This is a genomic window from Rhizobium giardinii bv. giardinii H152 (assembly GCF_000379605.1).
GTDB lineage: Bacteria > Pseudomonadota > Alphaproteobacteria > Rhizobiales > Rhizobiaceae > Pararhizobium > Pararhizobium giardinii.
This window is the reverse complement of record NZ_KB902578.1, coordinates 538,685-561,132: the sequence shown is the minus strand read 5'-3', so window position 1 is coordinate 561,132 and position 22,448 is coordinate 538,685. Positions and strand designations below refer to the sequence as shown.

Genomic DNA, 22,448 nt, shown 5'->3' with positions numbered 1-22,448 from the left:
AATAGTTCGCACATGGCACCGAAGAAAGCACGAATTGAAGACAAGACGATCCTGAGCGCCGGCGATGCCGAGCTCGATCAGGCCATCGACGATCTGCGTGGCGTCCTACAGAGCAACGCTGCAGGCACTGCTCCGGCGACCGATTTCGGCATGGATTTCGCGGCCACGCCGGTTGGCGAAACATCGGATTTCGGCAGCACGTTCGGGGCCGAAACCGATCTCAGCAGCTTCGGCGGCGATTTCGGCGACAGCAGCAGCTTCGGCGACCTCGACCAGGGCGCAGCCGGCTCATCGTTTGACGCCGGATCGTTCGGCGGCAGCGATTTCGGCGGTTCGAGCAGCTTCGAGGAGATGTCCTCCACCGAGCCGGGCAGCGGCATGACGGCCAATCTCGACCTGATCATGGACATCCCGATCGATGTTCAGATCGTTCTGGGCACCAGCCGGATGCAGGTCTCCGGCCTGATGAACCTGACGGAGGGCGCAACCATCGCGCTCGACCGCAAGATCGGAGAGCCGGTCGAAATCGTCGTCAACGGCCGTGTGATCGGCCGCGGCGAGATTACCGTGCTCGACGAGGACGAGACACGTTTCGGTGTTAAACTCATCGAGATCAAGGGTACCAGTAAAGTTTGAACCCGATCACGGGTTATGAGGATCAATCCATGATGGATTTCGACAATTTTGAAGCTTCCTCGCCGACGAGGCCTCTCAGTCAGATGGACAAGGCCGCAGCCGTTCTGCTTGCGATGGGCAAGCCGGTCGCCGGAAAATTGTTAAAGTTCTTCACCCAGAGCGAACTGCAAGGCATCATCGCCTCGGCCCAGTCGCTTCGGTCGATACCGCCCCACGAACTGGAAATCCTGGTCAACGAGTTCGAGGACCTGTTCACCGAAGGCGCCGGCCTGATGGACAATGCCAAGGCCATCGAAGGCATTCTCGAAGAGGGCCTGACACCCGACGAAGTGGACGGGCTGCTCGGCCGCCGCGCAACTTTCGCAGCCTATGAAGCCAATATCTGGGATCGCCTGCAGGACTCCGATCCGGTCTACGTCGCCCAGCATCTTGGCAAGGAACACCCGCAGACGATCGCCTATGTATTGTCGATGATGCCGTCGACCTTCGGCGCAAAGGTTCTGCTGCAGCTGCCGGAAAGCAGCCGCGCCGATATCATCAACCGCGCCGTCAACATGAAGAATGTCAGCCCAAAGGCCGCTCAAATCATCGAGACGCGCGTCGTGGAACTGATGCGCGAGCTGGACGCAGACCGCAACTCGGCTGGATCCAACAAGATTGCAGAAGTGATGAACGAGCTCGAAAAGACTCAGGTCGATACGCTTCTTGCATCGCTCGCATCGATCAACACCGAAGCGGTCAAGAAGGTCCGTCCGAAGATCTTCCTCTTCGACGACGTCCTCACCATGCCGCAGCGCAGCCGCGTTCAGCTTTTCAACGACGTGTCGAGCGACATCATCACCATGGCGCTGCGCGGATCGAGCATGGAGCTGCGCGAAGCGGTGCTCGCCGCCATCGGCGCCCGCCAGCGCCGCATGATCGAATCGGATCTCGCGGCCGGCGATGCCGGCATCAACCCGCGCGATATCGCGATTGCCCGGCGTTCGATCACCCAGGAAGCCATTCGTCTCGCGTCCAGCGGCCAAATCGAGCTCAAGGAACGGGACGCAGCCGCAGCCTGACCCTGTCCGGCGCCTCGCTGCCTGCCCTCTTGCCCGCAAAACCGCAAAGCCCCTTGAATGCTGGTTCAGGGGCTTTTTTGATGCCTCCATCTCTGTTTCTGTGAAGCACCGCGATTCCGCGCATAACTTTCTTGCATCCTCCGCGACCTCGGCCCACAACCGCGAGACGGCAGCGGCCGCCCTCAGGAGCAAGAGATCTTCATCCGATGTCGGACGATCAGGACAAAGACAGCAAAACAGAATCGCCGTCTGAAAAGAAAATGAACGACGCCATAGAGAAGGGCAACACGCCCTTCTCGCGCGAGGTGACGATGTTCGCATCGGTCGTCGCCACCTATATTTTCATCGTCTTCTTTCTCCCCCAGGGTTTTTCAACCGTCGCCGAATCGCTCAAGGACATCTTCGAGCAACCCGAAGCGTGGCGCATCGACACCGCGACGGACGTGGTGGCGCTTGTCTCGCATCTTCTCTGGAAGGCGAGCGCGCTGATGATCCCGTTCTTCACGCTGCTGATCGTGTTCGGCGTCGGCTCGTCCATCCTGCAGAATCTTCCAACACCGGTGTTCGACCGGATCGCGCCGAAACTGAATCGCATTTCGCCGATGGCCGGCTTGAAGCGGATTTACGGCATCCAGGGCCTCGTCGAATTCGCCAAGGCGCTGTTCAAGATCCTGGTCGTCTCGATCATCATCGTCCTGACGCTCTGGAACGACTACTACGCCACGCTCGATTCGATGTTCTCCGATCCGCTGACAATCCTCGCGACGATGTCCGGCGATCTCAACCAGATCATGATCGTCATCCTGATCTCGACCTGCCTCATCGCCGCCGTGGATTTTTTCTGGACACGGTACCACTGGTACACCGAACTCAGAATGACCAAGCAGGAGGTCAAGGAAGAGCTGAAGCAGTCGCAGGGCGACCCGATCGTCCGCGCCCGGCTGCGTTCGATCGCTCGCGACCGCGCCCGCCGGCGCATGATCACCTCTGTTCCGCGTGCCACGCTCGTCATCGCCAACCCGACCCACTATGCCGTCGCGCTCCGCTACATGCGCGAGGAAGGCGATGCGCCGGTCGTCGTCGCGAAGGGACAGGACCTTGTCGCGCTGAAAATCCGCGAGATTGCAGAGGAGAACGGTATCCCCGTTTTTGAGGACCCGCCTCTCGCACGCTCAATGTTTGCGCAAGTCTCGGTTGATAGTGTGATTCCACCGGTGTTTTATAAGGCAGTCGCCGAACTCATCCACCGGATCTATGCCACGCAGCCGAAACGGGTGACGTAAAAGACATGAAAAAATGCGAATATTCCGAACAGCGCGAAAAAATTGTAGCCGATGCTATTCGTCCTGTTGCGACCGAATTGCGTCTGATCGATGCGGCCGACTATATCGCGCTGCTTCGTTTTGAATCACACGGTAGCCTCGCCGACCTGGTTTCCTCCGCGGCGGAGCTCTATTTTCTTCCCGGCACGGTAAATTTCGGTATCGGCGGCAACTACACGCTTGACTGGGATACCGAACCGGAAATCTCGCTCGATCTCGAGTTGAAGCCGGACGGCGTGACGGTCTATGCCCGGCTGGCGCTCGGCAAGGATACCGCCGGCCTCGAGATCAACCATATCGCATTCAAGAGCCCGTCCAGCGATCCGGACGAGAATACTGCGTTCCTGGCAAACAGCCTCAACGCTGCGAAATTCGTAAAATCCTATCCGACCGCCCTTGCGATTTGAGCGGCGATAACCGGCCATGACGGCCAATAATCCAATCAGCTGATATAACCGAGACGAATGGCCTTCGCGATCGCCTGGATTCTGTTGACCGAATCCAGCTTGGTCGTTGCTGCGCCGAGGTAGGCATTGACCGTATGCACCGACAGCCCCATCTTCTCGGCGATCTCTTCGCTGATATAGCCATCGCCGGCCATCTGCAGGCAGCCGATCTCGCGGTCGCTCAGCGCTTCGGCCGGCAGCATGCGCCGCTCGTCGGCGGCAAGCAGATCGGTCATGATCTGGCAGGCGCGGCCGTGCAGATCGATGATGACCTCGCTCGTCAGGTCGATGTAGCTGCCGGTGAACACGACATAGCCATTGCCCTGTGCGCCGAGCCTGACCGGCAGGGCAATGCCGCAATAGGGCAAAAGGCGCGCCTCCAGCCGACGGGTGAATCGACCGAAATCCGGCGCCTCCGCAGTTTGGTGCTCGCCCATGCCGTTCCACAGAAGCGGCAGCAGCGAGACATCCAGATGCTGAAGCATTTCGCCGCCATAGGCCGCCACCAGTTCGCGTGTCATGGCTTCGGCCGCGGCGCCCCAGTTGTCGAGCGCGCAAGTCAGCTTGCATGACGCAGGCAGGCCGTTTCCGTTCAACCGCAGCACCGAGAAGTTCTTGGCGTTGATCTGCTTCTGCATGCCTTGCAGCCGGGTAACGAGCGTTGCCGCCCGAGACGCCCTGGCTTGCAGCCGTCCTCCCTTGTGGTCATCTGCGGCGCGGGTATTCGAGAGGAAAAAGGTCATGGCCGCATTCCTAGACGAGGTTGTTGCGAACAGCGTAGGCGATCGCCTCGGAACGGGTCTTCGTCGCGGTCTTGCGCATCACGCTGGTGATGTAGTTGTTGATGGTGTTGCGGGAGATGCCAAGGATGACGGCAATCTCGTCGCTGGTCTTGCCCTCGGCAATCCAGAAGAGGCATTCGAGCTCGCGTTCCGTCAGTTCGAATTCTCGATCGACGCGGGTGCCGTGCTCCTTGGTAAAGCTCGCGAAATATCCGGCCAGCAGACCGACATCCCTCAAGCTTTCTTGCGAGAGAATGACATCCTGGGGGAAGAGCAGCATCAGGGACAGGCGGGCGCGACCGACGTTGAAGGTGACGGCACAATACTCGCGGCTGATGCCGCGGCTGACGTCGATGTCATCCGGCAGGCCCATGAAGACAGGCTGCATGACGGAAAGACATTTCTCCATCTCGTTGGTTTTGGAATGGAGCTGCGACAGCACCTTGCCGAGCCGCTTGACCACGTCGAACGGCCAATCCGAGCACACGACGAAATCCAGACCGTCGTCTTGCGACAGATCATAGCGAGCCAGAAGATAGTGGGTGGCCCCGACATATTCCGTCAACGCGGCAAGCCCCTTGCTGAGGTTGCCACGTTCCGCAAACTCGCCGAGCCTGCGGATCAGTTGTTCTTTCGAAAATCCTCGTCCGGCGCCGCGCACCGAAACGACCGGCACCGGCCAGATTGCGATCTCTGTCTGTAGAGAATCCATGACATTACCCCTGATGGATTCGTCCGTGCTCATTCAAGCGCTGTTTGCCGCCGCCGACACCCGGATCAAGGCATTCCGCTTTCCTTAACCCGACGCAAATTAGTACGCGAATCACTACACAAAATGTACATCGCTCCCCGCGAAAAACTACTACCCCCCTTCTCGTGATTTACTTTTGGCGGGTTTCATGGAGCGATTCGAAATCGACAGGTCCGCATACCGATCGAAAATGAATGCCTAAAACAGGATATATCCTAATTATCTGACATTAAACGATTTTTATTTGTAGAATTTTTCTTGTCGGCATTTTCCAGCAAACTGGCGGGCGCAACATTGGCACGGTTCCCGGAAAAAACGCTCCTTAAACCAGCGTCAGCAAGCCAAATCGAATTTGTCGTTTCTTCTCTTTTCTTATTTGTTTTTCGGCGCTGTTGCGGAATTGCATCAGCGCCTTTGATGTCTATTTTCCCGCTTGGCCATGGCATCCAAAGTATAAATCTAAATAGTATTGCTGTAATATTTCTATAATTTCGCACTCCTCCCGATTTCTGGAATCAATACATGGCACGCGGCTGACAAAATCTCAGACCAAAGCCTCCGCCTTCGGGCGGAAATTAACCGTTGGTTAAATATAACGAATCCCGGCGCGTGGCGTTACGTTGACCTGTCGCCTCGCGATTCTTGCAAAGCCGCCAAAGGCATCCGGCAATACAGGAAATGGGCAGGCGTCTATTTCCGGCAGGCCGAGCGGCGCTTCCCGAAGAAAAACCCGCCTGAACGGCGGGTTGGTATTTCGCGGCCCATGTCGGACGAAGGCTAAGCCGCCTTTTCTGCAACCCACTTGCGAAGGATCTTGGCGGCGCGCTCCTCGCTGATCTCGACCATGCGGGCAAGCCTGCGTTCGGGGCCTTCCTTGACCCGGCGATTGAACCCGCCTTCGCTGTCGTCGCCGAGGCTGAGCAGGTCGTCGGTGCTGTCGAACCCGAAGTCGGAACCGAAGCCTTCCATCAGCGCCCCGCCCGCAGCACCCGTCGTGGCAGGCGAGAAGTCCGGCAGCTCGAGGCCGACGGCTTCGTTCTCGGCAAGAGCCGTGGCACCCGTGCCGATTCCCATCGAGCGGGCCAGCGGACGCATGCCCATCCAGACGACCACGACTGCGACCGCGACGAAGGCAAGCGCGTTGATGATGCCACCGAGATTGCGGGTCAGCGTTTCCATGATGCCCGGACCTGAGACCGGCTCGTCGAGCAGCTGCGTGTTGACGAAGTCCATGGCGGTCAGCGTGATCACGTCGCCGCGAGCTGGATCGAGGCCGACGGCCGACGCGACGATCTTCTGCATGTCCTTGATATAGGCGTCGATCTTCGCCTGGTCGGCGCCTTCGCCGACCATGGCGGCAACGCGGCCGCGGTTGACCACCACGGCGACGGAGAGTTTCTCGACCGTATAGCTGCTTTTGACCGTCGCTACAGTCTTCGAGTTGATTTCGTAGTTGGTCTGCTCTTCCTTCTTCTCGGTCTGGTCGTTCGACTGAGGTCCGGTCGTGTTGCCCTGCGGTGCTGCCTGTGGAACGTTCTGCTGTACGGTCGCTGCGTTGTCCGCCTGCTGCTGGCTGGATTTCTGTTCTTCCTTGGTGATACGGGTCGAGCGCTCGACGCGGGATTCCGGATCGAAGACCGTTTCCTGGATCTGCTGGGTATCGGTGTTCAGCTGGGCGGTGACGCTGGCGCGGAAGTTGTCCATACCGAGGAAAGGTGCGAGCGCCTTGTCGATATTGCTTTCGATTTCCTGCTGAACATTCTGGACGATGCCCAGCGACTGATTCATGGCGCTGTTGGCAGGATCATCGCCGGAGGCCAGAAGCTGGCCGGCGGAATCGAGGATGGTGACGTCATCGATGCTCAAGCCCGGAACGGACGAAGCCACCAGATGGCGGATGGATGCTGCAGCGTTGCGGCCGATGTTGGCGCTCGCCCGGATCATCACCGAGGCCGTCGGCTTCTGTTCCGTCTTGCGGAAGCTGCCCCGGTCGGCCATGACGATGTGGACGCGGGCGGCGGCAATTCCGGAAATCTGCTGGATGGTGCGGGCGATTTCGCCCTCGAGCGCACGGACGCGGGTGACTTCCTGCATGAAGGAGGTAAGGCCCAGCGAGCCGACATTGTCGAAGAGTTCGTAACCGGCGTTGGCGCTGTTGGGCAGGCCGCGCTCGGCGAGATAGAGGCGAGCCTTGCCCGTCATGCCGACCGGCACCTGCACGCTCGACCCATCAGCCCCCACGGCAAAGTCGATATTCGCTTCGGCGAGCGCGACGCTGACCTGATTGAGGTCGCTGCTTTCGAGCCCAACATAAAGCGTCTCATAGGATGGCTTGTTGACATAAAGGCCGGCAGCGAGAACGATCCCGACTGCGACGACGCCGGCCGCTATCAGCGCGATCAGCTTGCCCTGGCCGAGACTTGCCAGGTTTTTCGTGACCGTCGAAAGTTGATCCAACAGATTCATTCTGTTTCCGCACCCAGTGGCGCATGTTCCCTACCGGCAACATCGCCCGGGACATGCACAGATCCAAACATTCGGGATTGTCGGATCGATTCGGTCCGTGGCCTTCGTCAAATCACGCCAAATCTACCAACCCCGATTGGCACACTAGGAAACGAAACTTGCGCGAACTTGTCTTGAAGGCCTGCTTTTGACCGCAGTGCAAAAACCGATTTCGGGAAGGACGGCACAAAACGCGACCGCCGCCTCAGTGCGACGACCAAGGCGGCGGTTAGCGAATCGAAGGAAAATGCAGCTGCGCCTAGAAGGCTTCGAAATCGCCGGCGGCTTCTGTCAGTGGCTGTGAATGACCGTGCCGAAGCAAGCCGTTGCCAAGCGATTTCTGCATGTCTGCCAGCTTGACCAGGTTGAGGGCGGTTGTCACGTCAACCAGCCAGTGCTGCGGAATGGCCGCCGTCACAGTGTCGATGAATTCGGCAAGACCGCGTGTCTTCTGAACGGCGAGATCGATCCCCTGCAGAACCTTGATACGGTCGGCTGAATCCAGAACAGCTTCACCGTGGATATCGCTCAACATCGGTTCGATCCGCTCGATCAGATAAGCCACGTCATAGAGCTCGGAGACGATGCGCATCATCACATCCGGGAGCGCCTCGTCTACGTGAGGCATATGGCTCTTCAATTCAGTTCGCATTACTCGCCCTCACGCTGGCAGCAACTGCCGTCCCGGATTTCCCTGACGGCCTACGCTATACAATTTGCCAAAGCCACGCCCGGGACGGAAATCCCAGGCCGCCGCCCAAGCGCTAGAAAAACTCGATCGTGTTGTCGGCTGGCTTCGGTGCAGGCCGGGGGCGCTGCTCCTGGGCCACGGCCTTTTGCGCTTCCACGCCCGTCAACGCATATTGGCGGGCGCGGCCACTGAGGGGCCAATATTCGAGCTTGCGGCCGTGATCGCCGCCGGTGCTCTCACCGACCACCTTGATGCCTTCGTCCATCAGGAACTGCCGGGCGAACAATGCATTCTGCTCGCCGACGTTAGAGAAGCGCGCGATCGTCTTCGCACCACCGAAGATCTTCGCTTCCAGCCGTTCCCGACGCGCACCCTTCTTGAGGAGCCCGTTGATCAGCAGTTCCATCAGATGCACGCCATAGCGCGTTGCATCACCGCCCGAGGACATCGCCTCGGCCGAGCCGGGCAGCAGGAAGTGGTTCATGCCACCGACGCCCGCGACCGGATCACGCATGCACGCGGCCACGCAGGAGCCAAGGATGGTCGAAAGCACGACATCCGGATCGCTGACCACCTTCCATTCGCCCTGAATGACATGCACACGTTTGGTCGCGGTATCCATGATCATTTCAATGCCCCGAAAACAGCCTCGATCGCAGCCTTCATCTTTTCGATCGTGAAGGGCTTTGCCAGCACGTTGTTGGCGCCGAGCGCGGCTGCCTTGGTCACCAGTGCGCGGTCGCCCTGCGCCGTCAGGATAATGAAGGCCGCCTTCTTCGTCGCTGGATTGGCACGCACCGCCTGCAGGAGGCCAAGGCCGTCCATCTTCGGCATGTTGAAGTCCGAGATCACCAGGTGATGAGGCTGCTGGGCCATGATCTTCATGCCCTGTTCGCCATCGCCGGCAGCCGTGATCTGCTTGAAGCCGAGCTGCTGCAGCGCGTCACCGAGCAGCAGCCGACTTGTGACCTGATCGTCGACGATCAGAACTTTGATTTTTTCCGCAAGTGACATCTTATTCGCTTCCTTCTCTTCGGGCGGCGGTGCTTTTCAATACTTCTTCCCCGATTGAGCTGAGGGGTAGTTGGGTTTCGACGGCGCCCAGTTCATAGGCAACCCTCGGCATTCCATACACGACACAGGTTTTTTCATTCTGACCGAATGTGCGGGCACCTGCGTGGCGCATTTTCAAGAGACCAGATGCGCCATCGCGGCCCATTCCGGTCAGGATCACACCGACTGCATTGCGGCCTGCGAGCTCCGCAACGGAATCGAACAGCACATCGACGGATGGGCGATGGCCATTCACCGGTTCGCGGTCCAGCAGACGGCAGCACGGTGAAGATGGATTGACGACCTGCAGATGGCGTTCGCCACCCGGTGCCAGATAGATCTTTCCGATCTCGAGCCTTGCGCCATCCGTCGCTTCCTGCACGGTTGGAGCACAGAGGCGGTTCAAGCGCTCGGAAAAGCTCTTGGTGAACGTGTGCGGCATGTGCTGCGTGATCACCGTCGGCGGGCAATTGGCCGGAAACTTCTGCAGAACCGCAATCAGCGCCTCGACGCCACCGGTAGACGAACCGATGGCGATGATCTTCCTGCCTGCCCTGTAATCCGAGCTCGCATTGGCGTTGGCGGCGCTGGGCACGGCAACCTTGTTGCCGGTGATGATATACTTGCGCTGCGACCGGGCCGCGGCTTTCACCTTGTCGGCAAGATCGCTGAAAGGACGGGGATCGCCCGGCAGCGGCTTTCCGACGCAATCGAAGGCACCGATTTCCAATGCGGCAATCGTCGCTTCCGCACCCTTGTGCGTCAGCGTGGAAACCATGATCACCGGCATTGGACGCAGCCGCATGATTTTATCCAGGAATTCCAGCCCGTTCATATTGGGCATCTCGATGTCGAGCGTGATGACGTCCGGGTCGAGATCCTTGATCGCCTGGCGCGCCTGCATCGCGTCGGCCGCCTGACCGATAACCTCGACCTCGGGATCGCTGCTGAGGATACGCGTGATCAATCCCCGCATCGTGGCGGAGTCATCGACGACAAGAACGCGTGCTGCACTCATGAGCGTCCTCCCTGTGCCTTGCCCGTATAGCGGTAGGTGGTAATGCCGATGTTGTCGAAGACCGACTTTGCGTCGCCGGAAACACGCTCGGAATGCCCTATATAGAGATGTCCCTGGGGCGCGAGCATGCCGGCAAAGCGTGACCAGATTTTCATCTGGGTGGGCTCGTCGAAATAGATGACGACGTTGCGGCAGAAGATGACGTCGAACGGCCCCTTGAACGGCCACTGGGCCATCAGGTTCAGTTCGTTGAAGGTGATGAGCCGCTTGACGCGATCATCGACCTGCCACTTCTGGCGGCCGTTGACCGCGGTTTCGGAGAACCACTGTTTGCGCATCGCCGGACTGACGGTCTCGAGCGCCGTCGCATCATAGGCGCCGGCCCGGGCGAGTGCCAGGATCTTCGGATCGATGTCGGTCGCCAGAATACGGAAATCGTAGTCCGCCGCATTCGGCATCATCGACAGAACGGTGAGGGCTATCGAATAGGGCTCCTGCCCGTCGGAGCAGGCAGCAGACCAGATGCGCACCCGGCCGCCATTCTTGGCGCGGTTCAGCAGGTCTGGCAGAACATCCGTCTTCAGGTGGTCGAAATGATGGTTTTCGCGGAAGAAGCGGGTGAAGTTGGTGGTCAGATGCGAGAGCATGTCGCGCCGCTCGGCGGCACCGGCCGGCGAGGAGACGAGCTGGCAATACTCGCGAAACCCCTTGAGGCCGAGATTGCGGATGTGCTTCGACAGGCGCGAATAGACGAGCGAAGCCTTGGATTCGTTCAGGTAGATGCCGGCGTCGGCATAGATCATCGCAGCGATCTCGGCGAGGTCGCGGCGGGTCAGCGGATATTCGCCACTCGCCAGGCACTCGTCCGGAGATAATCTGGTGTCAAAGGCCGGCATGCTCATGCTGCTTCACTTTCTGTCTGGGGGAAGACGGCTTCCAATTCGATCAGGCAGATCATCCGCTTTTCGATCGCAAGCACGCCGCGGGCGAAGGTCCGCTCGAACTCGGACGTCATGTCCGGTGTCGGCTGGATGTCCTCGTCCCTGATCGTCAGAATATCGGAGACCGCCTCGACCAGGAGACCCACGATCTTGCTCTTGACCTGCGTAACGATGATGACATGGCGCACGGTCGGTTCGGCAGGCTTCATTCCAAGCCGCGCCGAAAGATCGATGATCGGCAGCACCGCACCGCGCAGGTTGATGACGCCGAGCACATAGGACGGCGCATGCGGCATCGGTGTCGCTGGTGTCCAGCCGCGGATTTCCCGCACGGACATGATGTTGACGCAGAATTCCTGATCGCCGATGCGGAACGCGATCAACTCGCGTGCTCCGCTGGTCAGATTTTTTGCGAGATAGCTCATGGTCCTTACCCGGCAGCAGCAAGCGACGTTTCGAGGTTGAGGGGCTGGCCACGCGATGCCGCGACAACGGCATCGACGTCCAGGATGAGAGCGACGCGGCCGTCACCGAGAATGGTGGCAGCAGCAATGCCCGGTACATGCGTGTAGTTGGCTTCCAGGCTCTTGATGACGACCTGGCGCTGACCCTGGATGGCATCGACCATCAGAGCGCGCTGGCCGCCGCCTTCGGATTCCACCAGAAGGGCGACGCCTTCAACCGGATTGGCCTGGGTCGCACGGAAATTGAGGATCCGGCCGACGTCAACCAGCGGGCAAAACGAGTTGCGGATCGAGATCAGCCGCTGCGTCGCACCGAAGGAGTGGATTGCCGCAGCGTCGGGCTGCAGCGTCTCGACGATCGCCGTCAACGGAACGACCAGCGTCTGGCCCGCAACCGTGACGACCATGCCATCGAGCACGGCCAGCGTCAGCGGCAGGCTCATGGTGAAGACGGAGCCCTGCCCCGGCTTCGACGAGATATTGATGCGACCGCCGAGCGCCTGGATCGACCGCTTGACCACGTCCATGCCGACGCCGCGGCCTGAAAGGTCAGACACCTTGTCGGCGGTCGAGAAGCCAGCGTGGAAGATCAGGTTGTCGATTTCTTCGTCGGACAGGTTGGCGTCCGCCGCGATCAGGTCGTTGTCGATCGCCTTCTGGCGCACCTTCTCCCGGTTGATGCCGGCACCGTCGTCGGACAGTTCGATGACGATGCGGCCCGAGCGATGCTTGGCGGTGAGCTTCACCGTGCCTTCGGCGCTCTTGCCGGCTGCAAGGCGCTTTTCCGGCATTTCTAGACCGTGGTCGACGGCGTTGCGGATCATATGGGTGAGCGGCTCGGCCAGCTTGTCGATGACCGTTTTGTCGACTTCGGTATTTTCACCTTCGGTGACGAGGCGAACCGACTTGCCGGTGATATCGGCGATTTCCCGGACCGTGCGGGCCATGCGCTGGAAGACCGGCTTCACCGGTTGCGCGCGGATCGCCATGACCGAGTCCTGGATTTCCCGCGTCAACTGCTGGAGTTCTTCGAGGCCCATATTGATCGACGAGACGCCGTTCGAGTCATTCTCGATGACGCTCTGCGACAGCATCGCCTGGTTGATGACGAGTTCGCCGACGAGGTTGATGAGGCGATCGACACGATCGAGATCGACGCGGATCGTCTGACCGGCGGCGGATGCCTGCTGGGCATTGTTCTGGGCCGCGGCGGCGGCGGCGGCCCCCTTTTCGGCAGCGGCGGCTCGCGACGTATTGGCAGCCATCTGGACGACATTGGATGCGGTTTGGGCAGCCGTGACCGCCTCCTGAGCGGCGGCGATCTGTTCTTCTTCCTCGACAACGCCCAGCGGCGCGTGAGGCTCTTCATCGAGCGCCGAGAGATCGAAGGGAACAGGCTGCATCGGCAGTTCTTCGGTCTCGCCGTCGGCGCCTTCGCCGGCGTCCGCGGCAATCACGTCAAGTTCGCAATCCCATTCGGCGAATTCAAAAACGGAGCGGATCGCATCTTCGCCCTTGTCGGTCCTGATGGAGACCTTCCAGGAGAAGTAAGCGGCTTCCGGGTCCATCTGGTCCAGCGGCGGCAGGCTGTCCATGTTGCAGTGGATGCTCATCTCGCCGAGGCGGGAGAGATCGCGGAGGAGCAACGTCGCTTCGTTGCCCTTGGTGTAGAGCTCGGATTTCGGCTTGAAGACCACCTCGTAGGCCGGGTGTTCGATCATTGCTTCCTCTTCGCCGCCGAAATCGTCAAAGGAGAAAGCAACGGGGACAAAGCCTTCGTCATTGGGTGCTGCAGCCGCTGCGACAGGCGCAGGCTTTGGTGCCGATGCCGCCTTGGGGGCGGCGGCCTTTGGTGCGGGAGCCTCGGCGGCCGGCGGCGCCTCGCCCTTGGCAAGCGCCTCGAGCTCGCGGATCAGCTGTGCCGAGCGCGCCTGGTCGACGCTGCCGCCGTCGCGGGCGACATTGGTCAGATCAGCCAGAACGTCGGCCGATTTCAGCATGACTTTCAGGACGTCCTGTGTCGGTTCCAGCTTGTTGGAACGAACGCAATCAAGTGTGGTCTCGAACACATGCGCGAAGGAGACCAGATCATCCAGCGCGAAAGCGCCGGCGCCCCCCTTGATGGAGTGCACCGCGCGGAAGACCGCGTTCACCGTTTCCGGATCACGGTCGCCGTCGTTGAGGCGCAGGAGACCGGATTCCAGTTCGGCGAGTTGCTCCTCGCACTCCTGGAAGAAAATCTCTTTGATTTCGTTCATATCCATGGGTGGATTCCTGGCGTTAGGCTGTTACGCGCTCGATGGCATCGATCAGTTTGGTCGGATCGAACGGCTTTACGATCCAGCCGGTCGCGCCTGCCTGGCGGGCACGGTTCTTCTTTTCCGCGTCGCTTTCCGTCGTCAGGACGAGGATCGGGATTGCCCGGTACTTTTCGTTCTTGCGCACGCCTTCGATGAAGCCGAAACCGTCGAGACGTGGCATGTTGATGTCGGTGACGATGACATCGGGATTGGCATCCTCGAGAACCTCAAGGCCCTCGACGCCGTCTTCCGCCTGGATGGTCTCGAAACCTGCATTGTTCAGCGTGACCAAAAGCATGTTCCGGATGGTTCTGGAATCGTCGACCGTGAGAACTTTCTTTTTCATGTCTCAAATCTCCTTTGCCATCAGGTGATCAATGTTCACCCCGATGAGCTGCGTCGTTTTCGTGAATGCGTCCGACACCTTGGAGAAGGCGAAGGAATGCTTGTCTTCTTCCCAGCTTTTCGCGCCGGCCAATAGAACCTGAACGCAGAGTGCCCCGACGCGCTCCACTGCCGAGGCATCGATGACGAGGTTGCTGCCGCGCAAAGCCATCAGCTTGCCGTGCAGCGTGTTCGCCTCGTTCAAATCGAGAACGGGCGCGAGGCTCAAACTTTTCTGAGCGGCCTTCCTGGTTGCCATCTCTACTTTCCTTGCCTGACTGGGAGTAATTTACATTGATGGTTCAACTGGTTTTCCGACCGGCCCTGCACGCGCCGGAGTTCGAAGATCGCCGCTACCGGCTGGCTGTGTTTCTGGCGGCTCATCATCAGCGCCCCCATCCGGCAAGGCGACCTTGGAGACCGTAACCGTCATCGAAACCGTCATCTGCCTCGCTGGCCTGTTCCTGCGGCGCAATCGTGAGAGGAGCGGCAGCCCGTGGCGGCACCGCGTTCCGCGCCTGCCGCTGGACGTGGAACTGGCGGATCGTCTGGCCGAGTTCGAGGATCACCGTGTGAAGATCGTCGCACGTGCTTTTCGCGCCCGCCACCTGCCCAGCATTGACGCCGATTTCAGCGCCGATGCGGCCGAGCTCGGATGTTGCCGCCTGCAAGCCGGTGACCTGTCCTGCAGTTTCGTCTGCAATACCTGCGATGGCGTCGTTGATGCCGCGAACCTGCTCGACGATGCTGCTGATCGCGTCCTGTGTGCGGCCGACCCGCTCGACGCCCGCTTCGACCTGCGATTTCGTATTCGAGACCAGCTGCTTGATTTCGCGAGCCGCGTCGCCGGAGCGCTGTGCCAAAGCGCGAACTTCCTGGGCCACCACCGCAAAGCCACGGCCGCTCTCGCCGGCGCGCGCCGCCTCGATGCCGGCATTGAGGGCCAGAAGGTTGGTTTGGAAGGCGATCTCGTCGATAACGCCGATGATCTGGCCGATCTTTTCGGCGGAAGCCTCGATGTCAGCCATCGCGGATATGGCTTGGCCGGCGATCTCGCCGCTGCGCTCAGCCGACTGCCGGGTCGCCGCAACGCTTTTTTCCGCGGTACGCGTCTGAGCGGCATTGTGCTTGACCCGATCGACGATGGCGGCAAGCGAGGCCACGGTGTCGCCGAGTGCTTCGGATTGTTCCTGCGCCTTTGCGGCGAAGTGGCCGGTTTGACCGGCAAGCGCCTGCGACGCGGTTTCCATCGTGGCCGCATGATCCGACAGCCCGATGACCTGCCGCTGCAGGACGTCGAGCGCGCCGTTGAGTTCCTGTGCGAGCGGCTGGTAGGCGGCGGAAACGTCGGTCGGCGCGCGAACAGAAAGATCGCCCCGGCCGAGCGACTGGGTCACATCGCCAAAGAGGGCGAGCGCTTCGGCCTCGCCGGCCTTGCGCTGCTCGGCAAGTTGGCGCTGATGGCTGTGGCGTTGCTCGTTGAAGCGAAGGGAAACGGCGATTTCGGTGTCGACGAAGACGGTGCGCACCAGGGCAGCGACAAGGTCGTTCAGTTCCTGCTTGCGCGACTTGCCGAGCGGCAGCACGGATTTCGGCCACAGTTCCTCGATCATCGAGCAGATCAGCCGTTCAAGAACGATCGCATGGCCGGCGATCTGCCAGCGTGGATCGAGCCCCATCTTGCTCTCGGCATCGGACAAGACCTTGACGCGTTCGGCATAGAGGCTGTCGAAGCGGGCGTCGGTCAGCACGCTCCAGTGCGAGGATTGCAGATCATGCAGCCGTTCGATCTGGCGATCACTGGTAAAATGGCGGGCGGCCTCGGGGAACGTCTGCAGGCGCTGGAAGAGATCGCGCAACGCCAGTTCGACCTGGGCGCCCAACGACTGCCGGTTCCTGCGCAGAACATCGGTCTGGGCATCGTCGAGCCCGGCAAACCGCAGGCGCTCGAGCAAGCTGCCTGCCTGAGCCTTCCTGGTCTGATCTGGCGACGTATCCTGCCTCACGCTGTTCCCCGGTCCGGTGCGCACCTCTGGAAACCGGCGCGGCCTTCAGAGGGTATTTACTAGAATTCGAACTATTGCAGCGCCTCGCACATGCCTTGACGGCGCGCGATGCCTGTCGTGCCAACGGATAGACTGAAGGGGCGATGCCCAAGCGCGCCTGCAAGATGCGCGTGGAGACGGCGGCGACGCCATCCGGCCACGGCATTCGGCCGCTTCGTTCCCAAGAGATATCCGGTAAATGCATACCGGATCGGAACCGGTTCGTCGGTACGGCATCATGCCCTGTCGGGAAGTAGAGTTTCCCACTCCGACGTGTACGATCATGTTTATGGTTAATTCCTTGCTTGAAGGTTAACGGTAGATATTCCCTTTCGGCTTTCACTAAAATTAGCCTCGTGTCGCCGCAACCAGCCCAACCGCATGCCGTTCGGGGGTTTGCGCGCAATCAAGAAACAACAGGTTTTGAATGGTAAAACTTGAGAGTTGATCTTGCGGGCGTGGCTCGGTAACTACGGCCTATTCTGACCGGCGCAAGCCATGCACAAGCATAGCCGGTCACGGTGAAGCGGCATCATGATGATGACGTAGAAGGAACGAGCAATGATTGTTCTGGGACTGAGTGCTACGCTGATTGCCACGCTGACGCTGGCAGCGATCTCCATGCTCCTCAATATCGAGGAAGACCGCAAGTCCATGAATTCGCGGGTCTTTTAAGAACCTCTTCGAAAATTTCTGACACGCTGTAGTTTTTCTGCCTGACGTTGCTTCACGTCCAGCTGTCTGTACTCACGCTGCTTCAGACCGTCCGCATTCAGCCCGCCATTCTTTTGCATAAGCCCTGTAGGTCTCGGGCACATTACCGCCAAACTCCGCCGTATGAACCTGCGCGCGACTGCCATCGGCAAGGCACGCAGCTCCAAGGCTCGTTCCCGTCGCGCTCTGGCTACCGATCAGCACCGGTCTTCCCGTCGCCGCACTCAGCATGTGCAGATATGTCGGGTTCGCCGCAAACGGACCCTCGACGACAACCTCCCCCCGGGCGCCGATCAGATCGAGGCATGTCGCACTCATCATCGCCAGATAGAAAGACACGACGACGAAGCGTTCCGCGCCCGTCAGTGCATCCTCTTTGCACGTCCAGCGTGCCCTTGCCCGCGGAAAAGGGCCCGAGTCTTCCGGCACGGCCGGCAGCAGCATGCATTGGCGAGCCGCCATTGCCGTCTCGACGTCCTCGGAAACGGTGATCGCCGGGTCAGGGATCAAGGTCGCAAAGGCACGGCCTCCCATGAACCGCGCCGAAGGCACGGGATCGCCGAGCGCATTGACGTTGATCAGCGTGTCACGCGCTTCGTCCAGAACCACCTTGTCCGCACCCATCGCCATGATCACAACCCAGGTTCCCGTGGAGACGACAGCGAACGGCGCTGGCCGCGTCAGGACATGGGGCAGCAGCGAGGCGTTGGAATCGTGGATCCCGCAGAAGACCGGCAAGCCTGCCGGCAGCCCGCTCTCCTTTGCCGGCTGCGCGGTCAAACCACCCAGAAGGTCGCTCGCCCGACGCACCGGCGCAAACAGCGGCCGCCAGCCGCGGGCGTCGACCATCGTCGAAAAATCGCCGGCATAGGGGTTCCAAAGGTCGGTATGGCAACCGAGCGAGGTCAATTCCGTAGAGGCTACGCCGCTTAGCCTATAGGACCAGTATTGCGCATAGGTGAGGATCGTTGCGACATTGGCAAACAGTTCCGGGAACGTCTGTTCCTGCCAGTAGATCTGTGCCCCGATATTCAGTCCCATCGGCAGCCGCGCGGCGCCCGTCTCGACAAAGGATGGCCGAAGCTTGTCATAATCCGCTGCCAGTGCGTCCGGTCCGGTAAATTCATAATCGAGCAGCGGCAGCGCCAGATCGCCGTTCTTGTCGAGCAGCACGGCCGTCGCACCGTGCGTGGTCACGGAGATCGCATCGATCGGCTTTTCCGCATTGAGCGTGGCGAGGCTTTCGACAATGAAACGCCACAGCCGCTCCACGTCGAAATGCGGGTAGAGGCCACCGACCGTCACGCCATTGGCCGTCTTGCGCACGGCGATTTCCTCGAACCGATCGAGGTCGACCAGGGCGACCTTGGCATTCGTCTTGCCGATGTCGATGACGGCTATGGTTTTCATGGCGTTACTTCATGTGAAAGACGGTGACGAGCGGAACGGCGACAGGCTCGTTGTCGGCCTTCGTCTCCATGATGTCGGCCATATAGGCCCACCATTTCTTCATCACGGGATGCTTGGGCAGGTCGGCCATCGTATGGTCATCGCGCCGCCAGAGAACGCCGAACAGGAGGTTGGTCTCCTCATCGAGATGGATGGAGTAATCCGACACACCGGCCGACGTCAGAAGTTCCGACAGTTCCGGCCAGATGGCGTCGTGGCGGGCCTTGTATTCCTCGGCCATGCCTGGATTGAGCCGCATGCGAAAGGCGTATTTTTCCATGGCTCGTCCTCAATGCGCGACGCGGCGGCGGGCGCGGGCCCACAGGATCGGCAGGGCGATGACCGAAATCAACAGCACGCCGATGAAGATCGACATGACGATGCCGGGCACGTTCAAGAGGCCGAAGCCGAAAGTGACCATGCCCATGATGAAGGCGGCGAGCACGACGCCCGGAATGGTGCCGGAACCGCCGAGAATGCTGACGCCGCCGAGAACCACCATCGTTACGACTTCGAGTTCCACGCCAAGCGCGATCGACGGCCGGGTGGAGCCGAGGCGTGAAGTCAAGCAGATCGAGGCGATGCCTGCCATCAGGCCCGTCAGCAGGAAGAGGATGAACTTGACGCGGCCGACCCGCACGCCGGAGAACAGTGCCGCCGTCTGGTTGTTGCCGATCGCATAGACCGCTCGGCCGAAGTTCGTCTTGTGCAGCAGCACGCTGTAGATCGCCGCGAAGAGCGCAAAGAGAACGAATTCGAAGGAGAACACCCACCAGACATAGCCCTGGCCGAAATAGGCGAAGCTCGCGGGGTAGCCGGTAAAGGCCTTGTCGCCGAGAATGATGAAGGACAGGCCACGGAACAGGCTCATCGTACCAATGGTGACGACGATCGACGGCAGGCCGAGGCCGGTGATCAGCAGGCCGTTTATCATGCCGCAGACGAGGCCGGTGCCGAGGCCGACGGCGATCAGGACCGGCGTGTCGAATCCGAAACTGACCGCAAGCCCCATGGCCGTCGAGGACAGCGCAATGATCGAGGCGACCGACAGGTCGATCTCGCCGGCGATGATCACCAGCGCCATGGCAAAGGCGATCATCGCCTTCTCGGTGAAATTGAACGTCGCGTCGGACAGGTTCCACGGGTCAAGGAAATACGGCGAAGCGAAGGAGTTGATCGTGAAGATCAGCACCGCCACGACCAGAAGCAGGCTTTCCCAGCTTTTCAGCAGCCGATTGCCGCGGCTCTGCAGCCGGTCGGGAATGACCCGGGGTGAAAGAGTCCGCTCCGCCATCAGACCGCCTCCGCTTTCTTCAGAATGACACGACCCTTGCGCTTTTCTGCCCGGGCGTTGACGGCAACGGCGATGATGATGACCGTTCCGGAAATTGCGAGCTGCGCGAAGGGCGAGATGTTGACGACCGGCAATGCGTTCTTGATCACGCCGAGGAACAGGCTGCCGAGCACGGCACCGGGCACCGAACCGATGCCACCGGCGATCGAGATGCCGCCGATGACGCAAGCCGCAATGATATCCAGTTCGAAACCGGCGGCGATATCGACATAGGCGACGGCATAGCGCGAAACCCACAGATAGCCGGACAGGCCTGCCAGCGCGCCGGACAGGCAGTAAGCAAGGAAGCGCGTGCGGCCGACATCGATGCCGGTATAAACAGCCGCATGCGGGTTGCCGCCGACGGCAAAGAAGGCGCGGCCGACCGGCGTGCGCGTCATCAGCAGATAGACGGCGGCGATAGCCAGAACCGAAAGCCAAGAGAGCACCGGCAAGCCGGCGAGCGGTGCGCGCGGCAGTGCCTTGAAGGCGTCGCTCATCTGATGGGCATTGATCCAGGCGCCATTGCTCAAAAGAAAGATGGTGCCACGATAGATGGTCAGCGTGCCGAGCGTCACGACGATCGGCGGAATGTCCAGCTTCCAGACAAGCAGGCCGTTGATCGAGCCGAGCAGCGCCCCGAGGACAACGACCGCGAGAATGACCAACGGAATCGGCACGCCGGGAAAGGCGGCATTGATCATCGCCGCGACCATGCCGCAGAGCGCCAGGTTTGCAGCCATGGACAGATCGATGCAGCGCGTCAGGATGACGGCCATCTGGCCGAGCGCCAGGATGATCAGGATCGAGGTGTCATTATAGACCCGGGCCAGATTGGCGGGTGCGACGAAGCCTGGGAAGCGCAGGGTGATCGCCATCAGCAGCGCGGCAATGGCGACGACGAGAAGGATTTCGCGGTTCTTCAGAATTTTGGCCATTACGCCGCCTCCGATATGCCGGCGGCGGCCCGCACAAGCTTTTCCGCCGACAGCTCGGAGCGTTCGAAACGCCCGACGATGCGGCCTTCGCGCATGACGATGACACGGTCGGCCATGCCCGTGATTTCCGGAATTTCGGAGGAGACCATGATGACGCTCAAGCCCTGCCCCGCCAGTTCGCTCATGAACGCGTGCACGGCGGCCTTCGAGCCGATGTCGATGCCCTTGGTCGGCTCGTCGAGGATGATCACCTTCGGTTGCGTCGCCAGCCATTTGGCGATCACCACCTTCTGCTGGTTGCCGCCCGACAAGGTGCCGACGTCCTGATCGAGCGAGGCGGCGCGCAGATCGAGCCGCTGGGTATATTCGCGCGCCAGGGCGAACTCATTGGCGAGCTTCAAAAAGCCGGACCGCGACGTCCGGTGCAGCGAGGGCAGCGTAACGTTCTGGAAGATCGGCAGGCCGATGATCGCGCCCTGGCGACCGCGCTCTTCCGGCACATAGACGATGCCGGCTTCGATCGCCTCGGCCGGCGAACGAATGACGAGCACCTCGCCATCCAATTTCACGGCACCGGCGGAAGGCCGGGTGATGCCGATCAGCGACTGCATGAACTCGGAACGGCCGGCACCAATCAGACCGTAGAAACCGAGGATTTCGCCGCGGCGCAGTTCGAAGTTGATATCCTCGAACTCGGTCGGATGCCGGTAGCCGGAGACGGTCAGGACAGGTTCACCGATCGCCACGTCGACCTTCGGGAAGACCTGGCCGACATCGCGGCCGACCATCATCTTGACCAGTTGATCCTGCGTCACGTCGGCGATCAGCCCCTCGCCGACCATGCCGCCATCACGGAACACGGTGTAGCGATCGGCAATGCGGAAGATCTCGTCGAACTTGTGGCTGATGAACAGGATCGCCTTGCCGTCTGCCTTCAGCCGATCAATCAGTTCGTAGAGTTCGTGAATTTCCTTGTGCGACAGAGCGGCGGTCGGCTCGTCCATGATGACGACGCTGGCGTCGATCGAGAGAGCACGGGCGATTGCCACCATATGCTTGTTGGCGATGCCGAGATCCCGCAGACGGATGGTCGGATCGATTTCCGCTCCGACCCGGCGCAGCAGTTCGCGAGCATCGCCGTTCAGCTTCTTCCAGTCGATCAGGCCGAAACGATTGCGCGGCGCGTGACCGAGGAAGATGTTCTCCGCGACGGAAAGCTCGTCGAACAGCACGGTTTCCTGATGGATGGCGGTGACGCCGGCGTAAGCGGCGGACTGGGCCGTCGGGAAATGGGTTTCCTCGCCATCGACGCGGATCACGCCAGCGTCGGGCTGGTAGATGCCGGTCAGGATTTTCACGAGCGTCGACTTTCCGGCGCCGTTCTCGCCGATCAATGCGGTGACGGAACCGGGATAGAGTGAGAGCGAAACCTCGGAGAGCGCACGCACACCCGGAAAGGACTTCGAAATGCCCTCAAGCGCGATGGCGGGCTTCAGCCGCGATGTGGTCGTTTCCTGCAACAAGAGGCAATCCACCGGTATGATTGAATTTGAAATAAGTGTGCGGAAGCGGTAGCGGCGGACACGATCTACCCCCTCCCCCTTGTGGGGAGGGT

The 22,448-nt window shown here is 60.5% G+C and carries 23 protein-coding genes; 4 read left to right on the top strand and 19 right to left on the bottom strand.

The genetic code is table 11. The features are described 5' to 3' along the window. Window positions 1–12 precede the first annotated feature (12 nt). The 4 genes from fliN (at window position 13) to A3AY_RS0102810 (ending at window position 3,426) form a co-directional block, all read left to right on the top strand. Complete coding sequence (gene fliN / locus A3AY_RS0102825; RefSeq protein WP_018324163.1) at window positions 13–636, top strand: flagellar motor switch protein FliN; 624 nt, start codon at window positions 13–15, stop codon at window positions 634–636. Window positions 637–665: 29 nt separating this feature from the next. Beyond that, window positions 666–1,697 (top strand): flagellar motor switch protein FliG, encoded by a 1,032-nt coding sequence (fliG, locus tag A3AY_RS0102820; protein WP_018324162.1) that lies wholly within the window; start codon window positions 666–668, stop codon window positions 1,695–1,697. A 206-nt stretch (window positions 1,698–1,903) separates the two neighbouring features. Then, window positions 1,904–2,980 carry a flagellar biosynthesis protein FlhB gene (gene flhB, locus A3AY_RS0102815; protein ID WP_018324161.1) on the top strand — a complete coding sequence of 359 codons (1,077 nt, stop codon included), beginning with the start codon at window positions 1,904–1,906 and terminating at the stop codon, window positions 2,978–2,980. A gap of 5 nt (window positions 2,981–2,985) precedes the next feature. Beyond that, entirely contained in the window at window positions 2,986–3,426 is a 441-nt protein-coding gene (locus A3AY_RS0102810) for a hypothetical protein (RefSeq protein ID WP_018324160.1), read from the top strand. 35 nt (window positions 3,427–3,461) lie between these two features. On the opposite strand, the gene visR is transcribed toward A3AY_RS0102810, so the two are convergent. From visR to A3AY_RS0102715, 19 genes are all read right to left on the bottom strand, one after another. Next, complete coding sequence (gene visR / locus A3AY_RS0102805; protein WP_018324159.1) at window positions 3,462–4,208, bottom strand: transcriptional regulator VisR; 747 nt, start codon at window positions 4,206–4,208, stop codon at window positions 3,462–3,464. A gap of 10 nt (window positions 4,209–4,218) precedes the next feature. After that, window positions 4,219–4,959: a transcriptional regulator VisN gene (gene visN, locus A3AY_RS0102800; RefSeq protein WP_026203044.1), complete on the bottom strand. Its 741-nt coding sequence runs from the start codon at window positions 4,957–4,959 to the stop codon at window positions 4,219–4,221. 254 nt (window positions 4,960–5,213) lie between these two features. Next, a complete protein-coding gene (locus tag A3AY_RS38885) occupies window positions 5,214–5,495 on the bottom strand; it encodes a hypothetical protein (protein ID WP_154663240.1) in 282 nt (93 codons plus the stop codon). A 280-nt stretch (window positions 5,496–5,775) separates the two neighbouring features. Beyond that, a complete protein-coding gene (gene fliF, locus A3AY_RS0102795; RefSeq protein WP_018324157.1) occupies window positions 5,776–7,464 on the bottom strand; it encodes a flagellar basal-body MS-ring/collar protein FliF in 1,689 nt (562 codons plus the stop codon). A 298-nt stretch (window positions 7,465–7,762) separates the two neighbouring features. Then, on the bottom strand, window positions 7,763–8,155 hold the full coding sequence (gene cheT / locus A3AY_RS0102790) for a chemotaxis protein CheT (protein ID WP_026203043.1): 393 nt from the start codon (window positions 8,153–8,155) through the stop codon (window positions 7,763–7,765). Between the two features lie 112 nt (window positions 8,156–8,267). Continuing rightward, window positions 8,268–8,822, bottom strand: coding sequence for a chemoreceptor glutamine deamidase CheD (cheD, locus tag A3AY_RS0102785; protein ID WP_018324155.1), 555 nt, complete (start codon window positions 8,820–8,822; stop codon window positions 8,268–8,270). Continuing rightward, a complete protein-coding gene (locus tag A3AY_RS0102780; RefSeq protein WP_018324154.1) occupies window positions 8,819–9,208 on the bottom strand; it encodes a response regulator in 390 nt (129 codons plus the stop codon). Before A3AY_RS0102780 ends, cheD begins: the two co-directional genes overlap by 4 nt. Window position 9,209: 1 nt before the next feature. After that, window positions 9,210–10,265, bottom strand: coding sequence for a protein-glutamate O-methylesterase CheB (gene cheB, locus A3AY_RS0102775; protein ID WP_018324153.1), 1,056 nt, complete (start codon window positions 10,263–10,265; stop codon window positions 9,210–9,212). Continuing rightward, a complete protein-coding gene (gene cheR / locus A3AY_RS0102770; RefSeq protein ID WP_018324152.1) occupies window positions 10,262–11,167 on the bottom strand; it encodes a protein-glutamate O-methyltransferase CheR in 906 nt (301 codons plus the stop codon). Before cheR ends, cheB begins: the two co-directional genes overlap by 4 nt. Beyond that, window positions 11,164–11,631 (bottom strand): chemotaxis protein CheW, encoded by a 468-nt coding sequence (locus A3AY_RS0102765; RefSeq protein ID WP_018324151.1) that lies wholly within the window; start codon window positions 11,629–11,631, stop codon window positions 11,164–11,166. The genes cheR and A3AY_RS0102765 overlap by 4 nt, the downstream gene beginning before the upstream one ends. Window positions 11,632–11,636: 5 nt before the next feature. Further along, window positions 11,637–13,934 carry a chemotaxis protein CheA gene (locus A3AY_RS0102760; protein ID WP_018324150.1) on the bottom strand — a complete coding sequence of 766 codons (2,298 nt, stop codon included), beginning with the start codon at window positions 13,932–13,934 and terminating at the stop codon, window positions 11,637–11,639. A gap of 16 nt (window positions 13,935–13,950) precedes the next feature. Beyond that, window positions 13,951–14,316, bottom strand: a complete 366-nt coding sequence (gene cheY1 / locus A3AY_RS0102755) for a chemotaxis response regulator CheY1 (RefSeq protein WP_018324149.1) — start codon at window positions 14,314–14,316, stop codon at window positions 13,951–13,953. Between the two features lie 3 nt (window positions 14,317–14,319). After that, complete coding sequence (locus A3AY_RS0102750; protein ID WP_018324148.1) at window positions 14,320–14,613, bottom strand: STAS domain-containing protein; 294 nt, start codon at window positions 14,611–14,613, stop codon at window positions 14,320–14,322. Window positions 14,614–14,740: 127 nt separating this feature from the next. Continuing rightward, a complete protein-coding gene (locus A3AY_RS34390; protein ID WP_040667993.1) occupies window positions 14,741–16,360 on the bottom strand; it encodes a globin-coupled sensor protein in 1,620 nt (539 codons plus the stop codon). Window positions 16,361–17,146: 786 nt separating this feature from the next. Beyond that, window positions 17,147–18,523, bottom strand: a complete 1,377-nt coding sequence (locus A3AY_RS0102735; RefSeq protein WP_018324145.1) for an FGGY-family carbohydrate kinase — start codon at window positions 18,521–18,523, stop codon at window positions 17,147–17,149. A gap of 4 nt (window positions 18,524–18,527) precedes the next feature. Continuing rightward, window positions 18,528–18,842, bottom strand: coding sequence for an L-rhamnose mutarotase (gene rhaM / locus A3AY_RS0102730; RefSeq protein WP_018324144.1), 315 nt, complete (start codon window positions 18,840–18,842; stop codon window positions 18,528–18,530). A gap of 9 nt (window positions 18,843–18,851) precedes the next feature. Further along, window positions 18,852–19,856, bottom strand: a complete 1,005-nt coding sequence (locus A3AY_RS0102725) for an ABC transporter permease (protein WP_018324143.1) — start codon at window positions 19,854–19,856, stop codon at window positions 18,852–18,854. Further along, window positions 19,856–20,833 carry an ABC transporter permease gene (locus A3AY_RS0102720; protein WP_018324142.1) on the bottom strand — a complete coding sequence of 326 codons (978 nt, stop codon included), beginning with the start codon at window positions 20,831–20,833 and terminating at the stop codon, window positions 19,856–19,858. Before A3AY_RS0102720 ends, A3AY_RS0102725 begins: the two co-directional genes overlap by 1 nt. Continuing rightward, on the bottom strand, window positions 20,833–22,329 hold the full coding sequence (locus A3AY_RS0102715; protein ID WP_026203042.1) for a sugar ABC transporter ATP-binding protein: 1,497 nt from the start codon (window positions 22,327–22,329) through the stop codon (window positions 20,833–20,835). Before A3AY_RS0102715 ends, A3AY_RS0102720 begins: the two co-directional genes overlap by 1 nt. Window positions 22,330–22,448: the final 119 nt, after the last annotated feature.

Coding starts and splice junctions, on each gene's coding strand:
- fliN (WP_018324163.1), top strand. CDS start 13: ATGGCACCGAAGAAAGCACGAATTGAAGACAAGACGATCCTGAGCGCC.
- fliG (WP_018324162.1), top strand. CDS start 666: ATGATGGATTTCGACAATTTTGAAGCTTCCTCGCCGACGAGGCCTCTC.
- flhB (WP_018324161.1), top strand. CDS start 1,904: ATGTCGGACGATCAGGACAAAGACAGCAAAACAGAATCGCCGTCTGAA.
- A3AY_RS0102810 (WP_018324160.1), top strand. CDS start 2,986: ATGAAAAAATGCGAATATTCCGAACAGCGCGAAAAAATTGTAGCCGAT.
- visR (WP_018324159.1), bottom strand. CDS start 4,208: ATGACCTTTTTCCTCTCGAATACCCGCGCCGCAGATGACCACAAGGGA.
- visN (WP_026203044.1), bottom strand. CDS start 4,959: ATGGATTCTCTACAGACAGAGATCGCAATCTGGCCGGTGCCGGTCGTT.
- fliF (WP_018324157.1), bottom strand. CDS start 7,464: ATGAATCTGTTGGATCAACTTTCGACGGTCACGAAAAACCTGGCAAGT.
- cheT (WP_026203043.1), bottom strand. CDS start 8,155: ATGCGAACTGAATTGAAGAGCCATATGCCTCACGTAGACGAGGCGCTC.
- cheD (WP_018324155.1), bottom strand. CDS start 8,822: ATGATCATGGATACCGCGACCAAACGTGTGCATGTCATTCAGGGCGAA.
- A3AY_RS0102780 (WP_018324154.1), bottom strand. CDS start 9,208: ATGTCACTTGCGGAAAAAATCAAAGTTCTGATCGTCGACGATCAGGTC.
- cheB (WP_018324153.1), bottom strand. CDS start 10,265: ATGAGTGCAGCACGCGTTCTTGTCGTCGATGACTCCGCCACGATGCGG.
- cheR (WP_018324152.1), bottom strand. CDS start 11,167: ATGAGCATGCCGGCCTTTGACACCAGATTATCTCCGGACGAGTGCCTG.
- A3AY_RS0102765 (WP_018324151.1), bottom strand. CDS start 11,631: ATGAGCTATCTCGCAAAAAATCTGACCAGCGGAGCACGCGAGTTGATC.
- A3AY_RS0102760 (WP_018324150.1), bottom strand. CDS start 13,934: ATGGATATGAACGAAATCAAAGAGATTTTCTTCCAGGAGTGCGAGGAG.
- cheY1 (WP_018324149.1), bottom strand. CDS start 14,316: ATGAAAAAGAAAGTTCTCACGGTCGACGATTCCAGAACCATCCGGAAC.
- A3AY_RS0102750 (WP_018324148.1), bottom strand. CDS start 14,613: ATGGCAACCAGGAAGGCCGCTCAGAAAAGTTTGAGCCTCGCGCCCGTT.
- A3AY_RS0102735 (WP_018324145.1), bottom strand. CDS start 18,523: ATGAAAACCATAGCCGTCATCGACATCGGCAAGACGAATGCCAAGGTC.
- rhaM (WP_018324144.1), bottom strand. CDS start 18,842: ATGGAAAAATACGCCTTTCGCATGCGGCTCAATCCAGGCATGGCCGAG.
- A3AY_RS0102725 (WP_018324143.1), bottom strand. CDS start 19,856: ATGGCGGAGCGGACTCTTTCACCCCGGGTCATTCCCGACCGGCTGCAG.
- A3AY_RS0102720 (WP_018324142.1), bottom strand. CDS start 20,833: ATGGCCAAAATTCTGAAGAACCGCGAAATCCTTCTCGTCGTCGCCATT.